The sequence below is a fragment of the Nocardia nova NBRC 15556 genome (genome assembly GCF_001613005.1).
Lineage (GTDB): Bacteria > Actinomycetota > Actinomycetes > Mycobacteriales > Mycobacteriaceae > Nocardia > Nocardia nova.
Map to the genome: position 1 here is coordinate 1 of NZ_BDBN01000060.1, position 16065 is coordinate 16065.

The window sequence follows — 16065 nt, forward strand, 5'->3', positions numbered from 1 at the left end:
GCGGACGCCCGCGCCGGAAACCATGCGGACGCCCGCGCCCGAAACCCGCCGCGTTCCCGAGCCGCCGCACGGCACGGACGCGGCACGCGCCCCGGAGACGGTGCGCTACCCCGACGCCGGCGGTGCCGACGCGGACCGCGGAACCTGGTGGCGCGCAGACGATTCCGGCTTCCCACCCACCCCGCCGCGGGAAACCACGGGCTCGCTGTGGGACGACGAACTGGCGAAGAAGCTCACGGTGCCGCGCGGTGGCGCCGAGCAGAAATCGGGTTCGGGCTCGTTGTGGGACGACGACGAGCTGGCCAAGAAGCTCGCGCCCTCGCGGCCGGTGCCCGGACCGGAACCCGCCGAGGCCGGCCGCAACAAGACGGTCCTGATCGGCAGCATCGGCGCGGCGGTCGTGCTGATCGTGGCGTTGATTGTGGTTGTCGTCTTCGCCACGAGCGGTGGTGGCGACAAGTCCGACAATGCGCAGGCCGGTGGTGCGACCAATGCGGCCGACGGCACCGGCTGCCAGGCCCGCACCGAGGGCAATCTGGTCTACGGCAACGGACCCGGCGACACCTCGAGCGGTGCGAACGCAATCTTCGGCTACCAGCACGCGTATTACACCGATCGCAATGCCGAGAAGGCGCACACCTTCATCGCTCCTGGGGCGAACGTGCAGGCCCCGCCGGACCTGCAGAAGACCATCGACGAGCACATCCCGAAGGGCACGACGTACTGCCTGCGGATCGCGACGACCGCGCCCAACCAGTTCAACGTCGAGGTCTCGGAGTTCCACCCCGACGGTACGAAGTCGTTGTATCTGGAGGTCATCACGACCGTGAATCAGGGAGGCCGGAACCTCATCCAACTGATCCAATCGTTCTAAATCTCACAATATGAGAATATGAGTTCATATTGTGGATGCCGCTGTGCGAAAGTGGAGGTACCACCCTTTTCGCTCGGAGGTCTCCATGTCGCCGCATACTCCACCCCTGTCCCGTCGGCTGGGCGGTCTGCAGAGTTCGGCGATTCGGGATCTGCTCAAGCTGACCTCCCGGCCGGACATAGTCAGCCTGGCCGGGGGCCTGCCCGACGAACAGCTGATGCCGCGCGATGCCATCGCCCGCGCCGCGGAGTCGGCGCTGGCCGACCCGTCCCGGTTGCAGTACACCGAGTCCGCGGGTTGGGGGCCGCTGCGTGAGGTGCTCGCCTCGCGGGAGTCGGTGCGACTCGGCCGGCCGGTGCCGGTGGAGGAGATCTTCGTCACGCACGGTTCGCAGCAGGCTCTCTCGCTGCTGGGTGAGGTCCTGCTGGATCCGGGCTCTCTCGTGGTGGTCGAGGATCCGGCCTACGTCGGTGCGTTGCAGGTGTTCCGCGCGGCGGGGGCGCGGATCGTGGCGATTCCGCTGGATTCCGACGGTATGCGTGTCGACGCTCTGGCCGAGCTGCTCGAGCGCGGCGAGCGTCCGGCGCTGGTGCATACGGTGAGCAATTTCCACAACCCGCGGGGTGTGACGCTGATCCCGCAGCGTCGTCGCGAACTGGCGGCGCTGGCCGAACGCTACGGCTTCTGGGTGGTCGAGGACGATCCGTACGGCGAGCTCTGGTTCGATCGCCCCGCGCCGCAGGCCGTTGCCTCCTACTCGCCCAACGTGATCCGGCTGTCGAGCGCCTCGAAGATCCTGGCGCCGACACTGCGGGTGGGCTGGATGATCGCCCCGAACGCGGTGTGCCGTGGCGTGGAATTGCTGAAGCAGGGCGCCGATCTGTGCGGTTCGGCGCTCACCCAGCAGATCGCCGCGGACCTGCTGGCCGACGAGCCGTGGCTGGGCGCCCACCTGGACAAGGTGCGCGGCATCTACGGCGAGCGTGCCACCGCCCTGGTGAACGCGGTTCGCACCCGTTTCGGCGACCGGGTGGTGAGCACCGACGCCGCCGGCGGCATGTTCGTGTGGCTCGACTTCACCGACGGCACCGATACCGTCGAACTGCTTCCGCGCGCGATCGACCACGGCGTGGCCTACGTCCCGGGCTCCGCCTTCGCGGTCTCGCAGCCCTACCGCGGCTCGATGCGCCTGTGTTTCACCACGTCGGATGCGGCGACGTTGGAGCATGCGGTCGACCGGCTCTTCGCCGCCGCAGAGTGATCCGTTACCTCGATTACCCACTAGCGCAATAATTTTCGCAATTGCGCAGTAGTTGATCTTGCCGTTACGATCCATGTGGACTCAAGGGAGGGAGAATGTGATGTCCGCAAAGGTTGTTTTCGGGGTAGCGATTGTCGTGTCACTCATCGGGTTCGCGCCGAGCGTGGCAGCGGCAAGTGGTCCTTGTCAGCCAGGTGTATCGACAAACTGCACGTCGACACCGCCGCCGCCGCAGTGTCAGCCTGGAGTGTCGACGAGATGCCCGCGGTGACTGGTAGTGCGTCACGGTAGCGTCGACGGTCAATGACACTACGGGTGGGCTGGCTTAATCAGCCCACCCGTAGGTGCGTTCGACGGCCTTGTTCCACTCGGCGTAGAGGCGTTCGCGGTCGGTGTCGGACATGGTCGGCTGCCATACCTTGTCCTCGGACCAGTTGGCGCGGATGTCGTCGGTTCCGGACCAGTAACCGACGGCCAATCCGGCCGCGTAGGCGGCGCCGAGCGCGGTTGTCTCGGTGATCACCGGCCGCACCACCGGCACATCCAGGATGTCGGCCTGGAATTGCATGAGCAGTTCGTTGGCCACCATGCCGCCGTCGACCTTGAGAGTCGTCAGTTCGACGCCGAGATTCTCCGCCTCGGCGTCGGCGCGCATCGCGTCGATCACCTCGCGGGTCTGAAATGCGGTGGCCTCCAAGACCGCTCGGGCCAGATGCGCCTTCGTGACGAAACGGGTGAGTCCGCTGATCACGCCGCGCGCGTCCGGCCGCCACCGCGGTGCGAACAGACCCGAGAAGGCGGGCACGATGTAGGTGCCGCCGTTGTCGTCGACACTGCGGGCCAGCGGTTCGATCTCGGCCGCGGATTCGACGATGCCGAGGTTGTCGCGCAACCACTGCACCAAGGATCCGGTCACCGCGATCGAACCCTCCAGCGCGTACACCGCGGGCTGGTCGCCGAGCCGGTAGCAGACCGTGGTCAGCAGGCCGTGCTTGCTGAATACCGGAGTGGTACCGGTGTTGAGCAGCATGAAATTGCCGGTTCCGTAGGTGTTCTTGGCCTCGCCCGGCGACAGGCACGCCTGCCCGAAGGTCGCGGCCTGCTGATCGCCCAGGATGCCGGCCACCGGAACCCCGGCGAGCGGTCCGGCGGAGATCTCGGCATACACCTCCGAGGAGCTGTGGATCTGCGGCAGCATCGAGACGGGGATGCCGAACTCCGCGCAGATCTGCGAATCCCATTGCAACGTCTCAAGATTCATCAGCATCGTGCGGGAGGCGTTGGTGACGTCGGTGAGGTGACGGCCGGTCAGCTTCCACAGGATCCAGCTGTCCATGGTGCCGAAGCACAAATCCCCGGCCTCCGCGCGGGCGCGCACCCCCTCGACGTTGTCGAGGATCCACCGCAGCTTGGGGCCGGCGAAATACGTGCTCAGCGGCAGTCCGGTCCGGTCGGCGTAGCGCGCGGGACCGACGTCGCCGGCCAGCTCGTCGCACAGCGCCGCGGTGCGGGTGTCCTGCCAGACGATGGCGTTGGCCACCGGCTTCCCGGTGGCGCGCTCCCAGACCAGGGTGGTTTCGCGTTGGTTGGTGACGCCCACCGCGGCGATGTCCCCGGCGCCGATCCCGGCGTCCTCCAGGGCGGCGCCGATCACGAATTCGGTGTTGCGCCAGATGGTTTCGGCATCGTGCTCGACCCAGCCCGGCCGTGGGAACAACTGCTCGTGCTCACGCTGCCCGAGGCCGGCGATGCGGCCGGAGCGGTCGAACACGATGCACCGGCTCGAGGTTGTCCCCTGATCGATGGCGGCCACGAAGCGTCGCATCCGTGCAGGCTACTAAACCTCGCACGCGCCGCGCATCACATCGCCGCGGGCCCGGCGGTGGACTAGGGTAGTAGCGATTACCGACGGGTAACGCAGGACGATCCCACCGAACAGTGCGGAGGAAGTCGAGCGATGAACGAGAAATCACACGGTCAGCACACCGGCGAACTGGGGCCCGAGCAGCGGGAGGCCAGCTGGGAAAGCTTGGGCGCCAAGCATTTCGACGTCATCGTAGTCGGTGGCGGGGTCGTCGGCGCGGGCATCGCCCTCGATGCCGCCACGCGGGGCCTGGAAGTGGCCCTGGTGGAGGCGCGCGATCTGGCCTCGGGCACGTCGAGCCGTTCGTCGAAGATGTTCCACGGCGGCCTGCGCTACCTCGAGCAACTGGAATTCGGGCTGGTCCGGGAGGCGCTGCGGGAACGTGAGCTCAGCCTGAAGACACTGGCCCCGCATCTGGTGAAACCGCTGCGGTTCCTCTACCCGCTGACCAACCGCGGCTGGGAGCGGCCCTACGTCGCCTCGGGACTCGTGCTCTACGACACCATGGGTGGCGCGAAATCCGTTCCGGGACAACATCATGTGACCCGGTCCGGCGCGCTGCGGCTGGCGCCGGGGGTGCGCCGGGACGCGCTGATCGGCGGGGTCACCTACTACGACACCGTGGTCGACGACGCCCGCCACACCATGACGGTGGCCCGGACCGCCGCCCACTACGGCGCGGTGATCCGCACATCGACGCAGGTCGTGGACTTCCTGCGGGAGGCCGACCGGGTGGTCGGAGTGAAGGTGCGCGACAGCGAGGACGGGCGCACCACCGAGGTCCGCGGACATGTCGTGATCAACGCGACGGGCGTGTGGACCGACGAATTGCAGGCGCTGTCGCATGTACGCGGCCGATTCCATGTGCGCGCGTCCAAGGGCGTGCACATCGTGGTCCCGCGCGATCGGATCGCCAGCGACGCCGCGCTGATTCTGCGCACCAAGACCTCGGTGCTGTTCGTGATTCCGTGGGGCAGCAATCACTGGATCATCGGCACCACCGATACCGACTGGAATCTGGACCTGGCCCATCCGGCCGCCACCAAGGCCGATATCGACTATCTGCTCGAACGGATCAACGAGGTGCTCGTCACCCCGCTCACCCACGCCGATATCCAGGGTGTGTACGCGGGGCTGCGGCCGCTGCTGGCCGGGGAGAGCGACGAGACGTCCAAGCTGTCGCGCGAGCACGCGGTGGCGCAGATCGCGCCCGGTCTGGTCGCCATCGCGGGCGGCAAGTACACCACCTACCGGGTGATGGCCTACGACGCGGTGGATATCGCCGTTCACGACATTCCGCAGCGGGTGTCGTCCTCGATCACCGACAAGGTGCCGCTGCTCGGCGCCGACGGCTACTTCGCCCTGCTCAACCAGACGCCGCAGCTGGCGCAGACCTACGGTGTGCACCCCTACCGGATCGAACATCTGCTCAACCGCTACGGCGCCCTGATCACCGACGTACTCGATCTGGCCGAGGGCAAACCCGAACTGCTGCAGCCGATTACGGCCGCGCCCAGCTACCTGCGGGTGGAGGCGGTGTACGCGGCGGCCGCCGAGGGGGCGCTGCATCTGGACGACATCCTGGCCCGGCGCACCCGGATCTCCATCGAGTTCTCCCACCGCGGCACCGAATGCGCCGACGAGGTGGCGCGGCTGGTGGCGCCGGTGCTGGGCTGGGACGAGGAGCAGATCCGGCGCGAGGTCGGGACGTACAACGCCCGGGTCGACGCCGAGATCCGGTCGCAGACCCAGCCCGACGACGTCTCGGCCGACGCCCTGCGCGCCGCCGCACCGGAACCTCGTCCGGAGATTCTGGAACCGGTGCCGCTTCCGCAGGGATAGCGGTCAGGGCGCGGTCGACGTGGGCGCCGAGGTGTGACCGGAATGCACGGGGCCCGTACTCGGCGAGTGCTGCAGGGCATAGGTGAACAGCACGGTGGCCGCGATGGCGATGGCGGTGATCATCAGCTGGGTGACGAGCCGTGTGCTACGACGCATCGCGGTGCTCGCATATGCCATCTGCCCTGCTTCCCGACCGGTGACGATCTGTGTCGCCCTTATGTCGCGCTCACGCTCCGAAACGTTAGCGGCCGAAAGAAATATAGCTATCAATCGGCAAACATTGTGCTTCGTCCCGGTCAGCGGCGAGCCCGGCGTGCGGCCCTCGGTTCCGGCGTCTCGGGTGCGGGCTGACAGCGAGGGCAGAAGTAGATGCCGCGTTCGGTGGCGGTGGCGGAGGCGGCATCCGGTCCGAACATGCGGACGAGAATCATCGATCCGCAGCGCCGGCAGGGTTGGCGCTGCCGGCCGTAGACCACCGCGGGCCGGGGTGGATGGTGGGCCGCTCGCTCGAGGATGCGGTGCGCGGCGTCGACGAGTCCGGGGAGATCGGGTACGGCTGCGACCGGAGTGGCCGGGTGGATCCGCTCGGCGAAACAGATCTCACTGCGGAAGATGTTGCCGACTCCGGCCATGACGGTCTGGTCCAGCAGCGCGAGCCCGATCGGCCGCTCCGGGTCCGCGCGCAGCCGGCGGACCGCCTCGGCCGCATCCCAATTCGGGCCCAGGAGATCCGGGCCGAGATGATCGATGGCGGTGTGCTCGTCGGCGAGCGGGAGCACCTCGACCAGGCCGAGGGAGAAGCCGACGGCTTCGGTGTCGTCGGTGGCGAGAATCAGGCGCGCGGTGAATCCGGGTTTGGTCCACCGCTGGCCGGGGCGGTAGACCCGCCAGGTGCCCTCCATCTTGAGATGGGTGTGGATGCTGACCTTTTCGGTGCGCACGAACAGGTGTTTGCCGTAGCTGCCGACGCTGTCGACCCGGCTGCCGCGCAGATCGAGCGTGGCATAGCGCGGGACACGAAAGTCACTGCGAGTCAGCGTCTTTCCCGCCAGCGCGGTTCGCAGCCGGGCCGCCGCGAGGTAGACGGTATCTCCTTCCGGCATCGCCGTTCACCCCCTGTGTCGCCCGAGGATGCGCGCCGGTCTCATGCTGTGCTGCGGAGCCGGAAGCCCCGGGGAGTGGTGTGGAAGCCGGCGTCGGTGAGGAATGTGGCGAAGGTGTTGCCGTGCACCGATTCCCCGTCGACGCGTTCGACGACCAGTGAGTCGATCCGGCGGTCGTGGACCAGAGCCGCCAACGCGGCCGCGGCCTCGGTCCGGATCTCGGGGTCCTCGGTGAAGGTGAGCAGAGTCTTACCACCGCGTTCCAGGTACAGTGCCAGCTCGCCCGCGACCAGGACGACCAGGGCTCCCGCCTTACGGCCCGGACGGTGTCCGGCTCCCTCACCCGCGTTCTTCGGCCACGGCAGTGCGGCGCCGTACGGATTGGCCGGATCGCAGGCGGCGAGCGCGACCGTGCCGCCCCGGCCGATGTCGCCGCCCACCCGGTCGGAATCGTAGGAACGCAGCCGATCCACCACGTCGGTGGTGGAGAACTGCGCCCCGCCGAGAGTATCGACGAAATAACCGCGCCGGCAGCGCCCGCGATCCTCGAATTCGGTGAGCACCCGGTACATGAGCGCGAAGCCGCCCGGAATCTCCTCGTTCTGCACCGAACCCCGGGTCAGCACCCCGTAGCGTTCCAGCAGGAGATCGGCGGTGGCGTGGGCACGAATGGTGTTGTCCGGCAGGCGCTGTGGCAGCAGCGACCATCGACCGGCCACCGCGGGCGGGCCGGTTCGGGTCGGCATGGCCGGTCGCGGCAGGTACATGCGGCCGCGCGGGGTTCGTCGCGGGGTGCGGTGGGCGGTGGTGCTGCGGGTTGTGCCGGACAGTCGCGCCCGGACCGGGGCGAAGGTGTCGCCGGACAGATACCCCGCCCACACCAGCTCCCACAGTGCCGCCGCCACGGCCGCATCGTCGAGCACCCCGGTGGCGTCGGACAGTTGCCGGAAGAAGTAGGCGCCGCCCGCCACCGCGACGATCCGGTTGCCGCCGAACGCAGCCGGTTCGGTGGCGGCCGCGTCGTCGCCATCGCCATCGAGCGCGATCGCGTCGCCGGTCGCCACCGTCAGCTCCGCGCCCAACGCCGTCAGCAGGCGCACCTGGACATCGGTGAAGTCGATCTCCTGCGGCGGCGCCAGCGTGACCGGTGCCTGATCCGCCGGATGCAGGGCGATCCAGCCGTCCTTCGCGGTGATGGCGCCGTGGCCGGACCAGAGCACCTCACCGGAGGCGGTGAGTTCGTCGAGCATCGCCGGTGTGTAGTCACGGACCCGCGACGGCAGAATGAGCGACTCCCACGCCGAGGCCGGAATCGGCACGCCCGCAAGCTGTTCCACCACCGTCGCGACACCGTCCACGCCGCGCAGTGTCGAAGTGCCGATATGCTGCCACGCCGGCAGGAACCGGCCGAACGCGCCCGTGGATACCGGCTCGACCTCCTTGCGCGCCGCGGCCAGCGAACGGCGGCGCAGCCGGCGCAACACCTGCGCGTCACACCATTCCGCACCGGCCGAGCCCGGCGTGAATTCACCTTCCACCACCCGCTTCTCGGCCCCGAGGTGGTGCAGGGCGGTGGCGGCGACGGCCGGTCCGATTCCGAAGCGCCGGGCGACGGCGTCGAGGGTGAACGGGGCGTGGGTGCGGGCGTAGCGCCCGATCAGATCACCCAGGGGATCGGCGACCGGTTCGATGAAGGCCGCCGGGGTGCCGATCGGCAGGGGGACGCCCAGGGCATCGCGCAACCGGGCGGCGTCCTCGATCGCCGTCCACCACCGCGATCCCGCGAACGACACCTCGAGAACGCGCCGGGCCCGCAGCAATTCGGCGAACCACGGGTTCGGGTCGGCGGTGCAGCGCGCGGCCGCCTCGGCCGGGGTGAGCGGGCCGAGCAGTCGCAGCAGGTCGGCGAGCCCTTCCGCGTCGCGGGCGTGGCGCTCGGGGGTCAGCCGCTGCAGTTCGCGTTCGGTCAGTTCGAGGACCGCGGCGTCGAGGAGTTCGCGCAGTTCCACCCGCCCCAGCAGTTCGGCGAGCAGGCTCGAATCCAGCGACAGCGCGGCCGCGCGACGCTCGGCCAGCGGGCTGTCGCCCTCGTACATGAACTGGCCGATGTAGTCGAACAGCAACGCGTTGGCGAACGGTGACGGGGCGGCGGTCTCCACCTCGACCAGGCGCAGTTTGCGCCGCGCCACATTCGTCAGCAGATCTCGCAGGGCGGGCAGGTCGTAGACGTCGCGCAGGCATTCGCGCACCGTTTCCAGCAGGATCGGGAAGTCGGGGAATTTCCTTGCCACATCGAGCAATTGGGCGGCGCGCTGGCGCTGCTGCCACAGCGGCGCGCGGCGGCCGGGATCCCGGCGCGGCAACAGCAGCGCTCGCGCCGCGCATTCGCGGAAGCGGGAGGCGAACAGCGCCGATCCGCCCACCTGCTCGGTCACCACGTCGTCGATCTCGTCCGGTTCGAAGACGAACAGTTCCGCGCCCGGTGGATCGTCGGTGGTGTCGGGCAGCCGGACCACGATGCCGTCGTCGGAGGCGGTCGGTGCGGCATCGACCCCGAACCGCTCCCGCAACCGCGCGCCGACCGCGAGCGCCCACGGCGCGTGCACCGGTAGACCGTAGGGCGAGTGCAGGATCAGCCGCCAATCCCCGAGTTCGTCGCGAAACCGTTCGACCAGCAGCGTGCGATCGGTCGGCAGATGGCCGGTCGCCTGCCGCTGCTCGGCCAGCAGTGAGACCAGATTCGCCGTCGCGAAATCGTCAAGGCCGGCGGCGTGGACGAGTTGTTCGAGTTCGACCAGTTCGTCGCCCTTCGCGGCGGTCTTACCCGCCTTGGAGGCCGCGGCTCCCGCGCGGGAGGGCGTGCGTCGCGTGGCGCCGTTTCCGCTGGGGTCCGCGGACGATCGGCGTTGCCGCGCAGGACTTTCCGCACGCGCCGCCGGGGACTTCGGCTGCTCGTCGCCGAACGAATCGGCGCCGTTCCCCGCGGCCCGGCGCGCGGACTGCTGCCGTCCGCGGCCGCGCGTCGCCGGCCCGGAGTCGAGTGCTTCGCCGTCGAGCGCCGCATCGGACCCACCCGCGTCTCGCACGAGTTCCGCGATCCGCCCGGCCGGTGCGTGTTCGACCGCCTGACCGGCTGTGCGGATGAATTCGCCCAGGGCCGCGCCCAATTCGGCCGGACGCCCGAGGGAATCGCCGTGCCAGAAGGGGAGTCGGCCCGGCAGGCCGAACGCGGGGGAGACGAGGACCCGGTCGTGGGTGATGTCCTCGATGCGCCAGCTGGTCGCGCCGAGGGCGAACACATCGCCCACGCGCGATTCGTAGACCATCTCCTCGTCGAGTTCGCCTACCCGCGAAGCCTTTTCGCCGACCATGAACACCGGGAACAGGCCACGGTCGGGAATCGCGCCGCCGGAGGTGACCGCGAGGCGCTGAGCGCCGGGACGCCCGGTCAGAGTGCCCGCATCGCGATCCCACACCAGGCGCGGACGCAGCTCGGCGAATTCGTCGGAGGGATATCGACCCGACAGCAGGTCCAGCACCGATTCGTACGCCGAGCGCGGCAGCGCGGCGAAACTTCCTGTCCCCCTGACCGTTTCGAACCACTCGTCGACATCGATCGGTTCCAGTGCGCAGGCGGCCACGGTCTGCTGGGCGAGGATGTCGAGGGGATGGGCGGGGATCTTCAACTCCTCGATCTGTCCCGCCGTCATCCGCATCGACGCCACGGCGCAGTGGATCACATCGGTGCGGTGTTTGGGGAAGATCACCCCGCGCGAGATCTCACCCACCTGATGTCCGGCGCGTCCGACCCGCTGCAGCCCGCCCGCGACCGACGGCGGCGCCTCGACCTGCACCACCAGATCCACCGCACCCATATCGATACCGAGCTCGAGGCTGCTGGTCGCCACCACACACCGCAACCGGCCGCTCTTGAGATCGTCTTCGATGATGGCGCGCTGTTCCTTGCTCACCGAGCCGTGATGGGCCCGGGCCAGCAGCGGCGCCGCCCCGTGATTGACCTCGGTCGGCGACCCGAGCTGGGCGGGCGGCGCGTGCTCGCGGCGTCCCGCGACCTCCTCCGCCTCGTCGGGTTCGGCGATCCGCTCGGCGTATTCCTCGTTCAGCCGCGCCGTCAGGCGTTCGGCCAGCCGCCGCGAATTCGCGAACACGATCGACGAGCGGTGCGCCAGCACCAGATCCACGATCGCGGCATCCACATGCGGCCAGATCGAGCCCGGCTGATCGGATTCGTCCGGCTCGGTCATATCCGCCACCGGCACCCGCACCGACAGGTCGAACGTCTTCGGCGCCGGCGGCGACACGATCGTGATCGGCGCCGAGCCGACCAGAAAGCGCCCCACCTCCTCCGGCGGACGAACGGTCGCCGACAACCCGATGCGCTGGGCGGGCCGCTCGGTGAGCTGGTCGAGCCGGGCCAGCGACAGTGCCAGATGCGCCCCACGCTTGGAACCGGCGATCGCGTGGACCTCGTCCACGATCACGGTGCCGACCTGCGACAACGTCTCGCGGGCCGCCGAGGTGAGCATTAGGTACAGCGATTCCGGGGTGGTGATCAGGATGTCGGGCGGCTTGCGCTGCAGGGTCCGCCGATCGGCCGGGGTGGTATCGCCCGACCGCACGCCGACGCTGATCTCCGGGGCGGGCATACCGAGCCGCGCGGCCGTGCGGGTGATGCCCACCAGGGGTGCGCGCAGATTGCGCTCGACGTCGACCGCGAGGGCCTTGAGCGGGGAGATATAGAGCACGGCGGTGCGCTGCGGGCCGTCCGTGGGTTCGCGGGTGGCGAGCCGGTCGATCGCCCACAGGAAGGCCGACAGAGTCTTACCGGACCCGGTCGGCGCGATCACCAGAGTGTGTTCTCCCGCGGAGATCGCCTCCCAGGCTCCCAGCTGGGCGGTCGTGGGCGCGGGGAACGCACCGTCGAACCACTCCTGGGTCGGCCGGGAGAACTGCTGCATGGGTTCAGTGTGCACCCGGGCACCGACATCGAGACCCGGCGGCGAAGTCCCTCGGCGCATTTCCGGGCTCGAGCTCGGCGGACGGGGTCGCCGACGCGGACGGATCGGCGCCGGTCCACGGCTCGTCCCGATAGGCTGGCCGCGACCGCGGTGGCTACCGACGATGGGACCGACATGAGCGAGCGCCCCGACACTGTGACCCAGATTCCGGCCGACCCCGCACAGGTGACGAACGACCCCGCCGACCCGCCGGTCCCGCCCGGCACGATGCTGCTCGAATTGGTGCCGGTTCCGGTGCGCGATATCGACCGGGGAATCGAGTTCTATCGCGATCGGCTCGGCTTCCATCTCGATGTGGACGTGGCTCCGGCACCGGGCGTGCGGATCGCGCAGCTGACTCCACCCGGTTCCGCCTGTTCGATCCTGCTGTCCGAAGGCGTCCCCACCGCGGACGGCGCGGTCGGCTCCCTGCGCGGATTGCATCTTGTCGTGGCCGATATCGAGGCAGCGCGCGCGGAACTCGTCGCGCGGGGCGTCGCGGTGGGCGCGATCGCCGATGTCGGCGGTGGTGTGCTGTACGCCCATTTCGCCGACCCCGACGGCAATACCTGGAGTCTGCAGTACATGCCCTGGCGGTAGCCGGGGCCGTTCATTGCCGAACGGTTGCGATCGGCCGATCGGGCCGCGCATCGTGGCCCTCGCCCGCTAGTGTTTGAGACTATGCGTAACAGTAACGGGTTACAGCGGCGTGGCCTGGCGATCGGATGCGGCGGCACGGTCGGCGCGGCCTGGATCGTGGCGGCGCTCGCGGCGGTGCGAGATGTCCTGCAGTGGGATCCGCGCGAGGCCGATGCGCTGATCGGCACGTCCGCCGGCGCGGAAATGGTGACGATGCTGGCCTCGGGAGTCTCCGTCGACGATCTGGTGGCGATGCAGCGCGGCACCGTCGCCGATCCGATCCTGGCCCGGCATATGGCCGACGAACCGGGCCGCTTCCCGCCGCTGCCCCGTCCCCGCCTCGGCGCCCCGCGAATGGCCTTGCACGGCAATCGTTCCCGGCAAGCCCTGCTGACCGCGGGCAGCCGGCTGCTGCCGCTCGGCGGCGGCGATGCGAGCTGGCTGCAGCGCCTGGCCACCGATCTGAACCGTCACCGGGACTGGTTCGCCCATCCGGCCGCGTGGCTGGTCGCGATGGACTACGACTCCGGCGAGCGGGTCGCCTTCGGCGCACCGGAGGCGCCGGCCGCGACGATCGGCCAGGCGCTGCGGGCGTCGTGGGCGGTTCCGGGCTGGTTCCCGCCGGTGCCGATCGCCGGTCGGCGGTTCGTCGACGGCGGCGCCGCCTCCACCGCCTCGGTGGATCTGCTGCTGCCGCTGGGCCTGGACGAACTGGTGGTGCTGACACCGATGGCTTCGGCGCGGTCGGTGCCCGCCGGCGGACCGGGACACTGGCTGGAGCGTCAGCTCCGCGGGCCGATGAGCGCGCAACTGGAATCGGAGATCGCCGCCGTGCGCGCGGCCGGAACCCGTGTGTTGCGGCTGGCGGTGACCGCGGCCGACCTGGCGGTCATGGGCCCGAACTTCATGGACGGCCGCCGGCGCGGCGAGACCTTCGAGCACAGTCTGCGCAGCACCCGCAGCGCCATGGAACGGAGTGAATTCGCATGAACCTGTTCGGTACCGGCTATCCGCCGATCGACCTGGCCGCAGCCCGCGTTCTCGTCACCGGCGCCGGTCGCGGCATCGGCCGGGCCACGGCGGAGTTGTTCGCGCACAAGGGATCCGACGTGGTCCTCGCCGATGTGGACGCCGCGGCCGCGACCGCCGCGGCGGCCGACATCGGCGCCCGCGCGGTCGAACTCGACGTGCGCGACCGGGAGCAGTGGGACCGGGTCGTCGCCGACCTGGGCCGGATCGACGTCCTGGTGAACAACGCCGGAGTGATGCCCGCGGGCCCGTTCCTCGGCGAGCCGGATGCCGTGGGGCACACCACGATCGATGTGAACGTCTGGGGACTCATTTACGGTATGCGGGCCGTCGCGCCGGCGATGATCGACCGCGGCCGCGGTCATATCGTCAACGTCGCCTCGCTGGCCGGAAAAATCCCGCTGCCCGGGCTGGCGGTGTACAACGCGAGCAAGTTCGCCGCCGTCGGACTCTCGGCCGCGACCCGGCTGGAATTCGCCGAATCGGGGGTCAGCGTGAGTTGTGTGCTGCCCTCCGCGGTGCGCACCCGCCTGTCCTCGGGGCTGACCCTGGGCCGCGGGTTGCCCACGGTCGACCCGATCGACGTCGCCGCCGCGATCGTCAAGACCTGCCGGACCCGGCGGGCCGAGGTGGCGGTGCCGCAGTATCTCGATCCCGTCGACATCGCGCTGGCGGCCGCCCCCGAATCGGTCGTGCGCATGGTGCGCGGCCTCTTCGACGGCGACCGGGCGCTGCATCCGGGCGATGCGGCGGTACGGGCCGCCTACGAGGACCAGGTCCGCGCCATCGCGCGCGAACCGGAGCGCTGAACGCTCAGCCGAACCGAATGCCTTGTGCCAGCGGCAGTTCGGTGGAGTAGTTGACCGTATTGGTGGCGCGGCGCATATACGCCTTCCAGGAGTCGGAGCCCGATTCGCGTCCGCCGCCGGTCTGCTTCTCACCGCCGAACGCACCGCCGATCTCCGCACCCGAGGTGCCGATGTTCACATTGGCGATGCCGCAGTCGGAGCCGTCGGCGGCCAGGAATCGTTCCGCCTCGCGCTGGTCGCCGGTGAAGATGGCCGACGAAAGCCCCTGTGGCACAGCGTTGTGCAGGGCGATCGCGGAATCCAGATCGTGATAGGTGAGCACGTAGAGAATCGGCGCGAACGTCTCCTCGCGCACGATCGCGGTCTGAGCGGGCATCCGGATGATCGCGGGACGTACATAGTAGGAATCGTCGCCGCCGACCTCGACGCGCTCACCGCCGCAGATCAATTCGCCCCCGTCGGCGAGCGCACGGTCGATCGCCGCCCGCATCGCGGTGTGGGCGCGGCCGTCGATCAGCGGCCCGACCAAGACCGAGTCGTCGAGCGGATTGCCCACGGGCAGTTGGCGATACGCCGCGCTCATCCGATCCAGCAGCGACCCGGCGATATCCACGTGCGCGATGACCCGCCGCAGTGTCGTGCACCGCTGTCCGGCCGTTCCCGCCGCGGCGAAAACCACGGCCCGCGTGGTGAGGTCGAGGTCTGCGGACGGGGTGACGATCGCGGCGTTGTTACCGCCGAGCTCGAGCAGGCACCGGCCGAAACGCGCCGCCACCCGCGGTGCCACCGCCTGCCCCATCCGCACCGATCCGGTGGCGCTGACCAGAGCCACCCGTTCGTCGTCGACGAGCTGGGTGCCGACGTCGGCGCCACCCTGGATCAGCTGGTGGATCCGCGGGTCGGCGCCGACGTCGAGGGCCGCGCGCCGCAGCAGCGCATCGCAGGCCAGCGCGGTCAGCGGCGTCGTCTGCGAGGGTTTCCACACCACGGTGTCGCCACAGACCAGGGCGATCGCGGTATTCCACGACCAGACCGCGACCGGGAAGTTGAACGCCGAGATCACCCCGACCACCCCGAGGGGATGCCACGTCTCCATGAGCCGATGCCCGGGTCGTTCGGAAGCCATGGTGCGGCCGTACAGCTGGCGGGACAGGCCGACGGCGAATTCGCAGACGTCGATCATCTCCTGCACCTCGCCGCGCGCCTCGGCGCCGATCTTGCCCGCCTCCAGGGTGACGAGTTCGGCCAGCGCGTCGAGATTGTCGGCCAGTAGTCGTCCCAGCCGCCGCACCACCGCGGCACGTTGCGGTGCGGGCACGGATCGCCACGCCTGAAAAGCGCTGTGCGCCTTGTCGATCGCACAGGACACGTCGAATGCGGAGGTGGCCGGGACGCGCATCAGCTCACCGCCGGTGATCGGTGTGCGGGCCGGCAGGTCGCCCGAATCGACGGGGTCGGCGCCGAGTTCGACCAGCAGGCGCGCGGCCCGATCGCGCAGTTCGCCGGTGGTGGGCAGAACGGGTGCGGATGTCATCTACGGCTCCGTTTCCGAAATCGGTTGATGGGGGGCTTCGCACCGGTGGGAGATCGTTTCCGGCCCCGGCCACCGCCCGCTGGGTTAGCCTT

10 protein-coding genes and 2 pseudogenes are annotated in these 16065 nt (G+C 69.5%); 6 read left to right on the top strand and 6 right to left on the bottom strand.

The genetic code is table 11. The annotated features are described in order from the left end of the window. Positions 1-874: DUF8176 domain-containing protein (locus NN2_RS22950; RefSeq protein ID WP_063015928.1), on the top strand; the 874-nt coding region annotated here is incomplete at its 5' end. An 85-nt stretch (positions 875-959) separates the two neighbouring features. Further along, a complete protein-coding gene (locus NN2_RS22955) occupies positions 960-2135 on the top strand; it encodes an aminotransferase-like domain-containing protein (protein ID WP_063015929.1) in 1176 nt (391 codons plus the stop codon). A 325-nt stretch (positions 2136-2460) separates the two neighbouring features. Here NN2_RS22955 and glpK read toward each other — a convergent pair whose 3' ends face one another. Next, a complete protein-coding gene (glpK, locus tag NN2_RS22960) occupies positions 2461-3960 on the bottom strand; it encodes a glycerol kinase GlpK (protein ID WP_063015930.1) in 1500 nt (499 codons plus the stop codon). 132 nt (positions 3961-4092) lie between these two features. On the opposite strand from glpK, the gene NN2_RS22965 reads away from it, so the two are divergent. Next, on the top strand, positions 4093-5841 hold the full coding sequence (locus NN2_RS22965; protein ID WP_063015931.1) for a glycerol-3-phosphate dehydrogenase/oxidase: 1749 nt from the start codon (positions 4093-4095) through the stop codon (positions 5839-5841). A 3-nt stretch (positions 5842-5844) separates the two neighbouring features. Here NN2_RS22965 and NN2_RS37370 read toward each other — a convergent pair whose 3' ends face one another. The 4 genes and pseudogenes from NN2_RS37370 to NN2_RS39225 form a co-directional block, all read right to left on the bottom strand. After that, on the bottom strand, positions 5845-6018 hold the full coding sequence (locus tag NN2_RS37370; RefSeq protein WP_156511422.1) for a hypothetical protein: 174 nt from the start codon (positions 6016-6018) through the stop codon (positions 5845-5847). A 119-nt stretch (positions 6019-6137) separates the two neighbouring features. After that, positions 6138-6944 carry a DNA-formamidopyrimidine glycosylase family protein gene (locus tag NN2_RS22970; RefSeq protein WP_063015932.1) on the bottom strand — a complete coding sequence of 269 codons (807 nt, stop codon included), beginning with the start codon at positions 6942-6944 and terminating at the stop codon, positions 6138-6140. Between the two features lie 41 nt (positions 6945-6985). Then, positions 6986-10978, bottom strand: a pseudogene (locus NN2_RS38690) (Lhr family ATP-dependent helicase); the annotation flags it as partial. A gap of 396 nt (positions 10979-11374) precedes the next feature. Continuing rightward, positions 11375-11983: pseudogene (locus NN2_RS39225) on the bottom strand (DEAD/DEAH box helicase); the annotation flags it as partial. Positions 11984-12073: 90 nt separating this feature from the next. Between NN2_RS39225 and NN2_RS22980 the strand changes: the two are divergent. From NN2_RS22980 to NN2_RS22990, 3 genes are all read left to right on the top strand, one after another. Next, positions 12074-12562, top strand: coding sequence for a VOC family protein (locus NN2_RS22980; protein ID WP_425437679.1), 489 nt, complete (start codon positions 12074-12076; stop codon positions 12560-12562). 81 nt (positions 12563-12643) lie between these two features. Beyond that, positions 12644-13591: a patatin-like phospholipase family protein gene (locus tag NN2_RS22985; RefSeq protein ID WP_063015934.1), complete on the top strand. Its 948-nt coding sequence runs from the start codon at positions 12644-12646 to the stop codon at positions 13589-13591. Beyond that, positions 13588-14439 carry an SDR family NAD(P)-dependent oxidoreductase gene (locus NN2_RS22990; RefSeq protein WP_063015935.1) on the top strand — a complete coding sequence of 284 codons (852 nt, stop codon included), beginning with the start codon at positions 13588-13590 and terminating at the stop codon, positions 14437-14439. Before NN2_RS22985 ends, NN2_RS22990 begins: the two co-directional genes overlap by 4 nt. Positions 14440-14443: 4 nt before the next feature. Here NN2_RS22990 and amaB read toward each other — a convergent pair whose 3' ends face one another. Continuing rightward, positions 14444-15973, bottom strand: coding sequence for an L-piperidine-6-carboxylate dehydrogenase (amaB, locus tag NN2_RS22995; RefSeq protein WP_063015936.1), 1530 nt, complete (start codon positions 15971-15973; stop codon positions 14444-14446). Positions 15974-16065 lie beyond the last annotated feature (92 nt).

Bases quoted from the DNA above. Each gene is read 5' to 3' on its own strand.
- amaB (WP_063015936.1), bottom strand. From the start codon at position 15,973: ATGACATCCGCACCCGTTCTGCCCACCACCGGCGAACTGCGCGATCGG.
- NN2_RS37370 (WP_156511422.1), bottom strand. From the start codon at position 6,018: ATGGCATATGCGAGCACCGCGATGCGTCGTAGCACACGGCTCGTCACC.
- NN2_RS22955 (WP_063015929.1), top strand. From the start codon at position 960: ATGTCGCCGCATACTCCACCCCTGTCCCGTCGGCTGGGCGGTCTGCAG.
- NN2_RS22990 (WP_063015935.1), top strand. From the start codon at position 13,588: ATGAACCTGTTCGGTACCGGCTATCCGCCGATCGACCTGGCCGCAGCC.
- NN2_RS22970 (WP_063015932.1), bottom strand. From the start codon at position 6,944: ATGCCGGAAGGAGATACCGTCTACCTCGCGGCGGCCCGGCTGCGAACC.
- glpK (WP_063015930.1), bottom strand. From the start codon at position 3,960: ATGCGACGCTTCGTGGCCGCCATCGATCAGGGGACAACCTCGAGCCGG.
- NN2_RS22985 (WP_063015934.1), top strand. From the start codon at position 12,644: ATGCGTAACAGTAACGGGTTACAGCGGCGTGGCCTGGCGATCGGATGC.
- NN2_RS22965 (WP_063015931.1), top strand. From the start codon at position 4,093: ATGAACGAGAAATCACACGGTCAGCACACCGGCGAACTGGGGCCCGAG.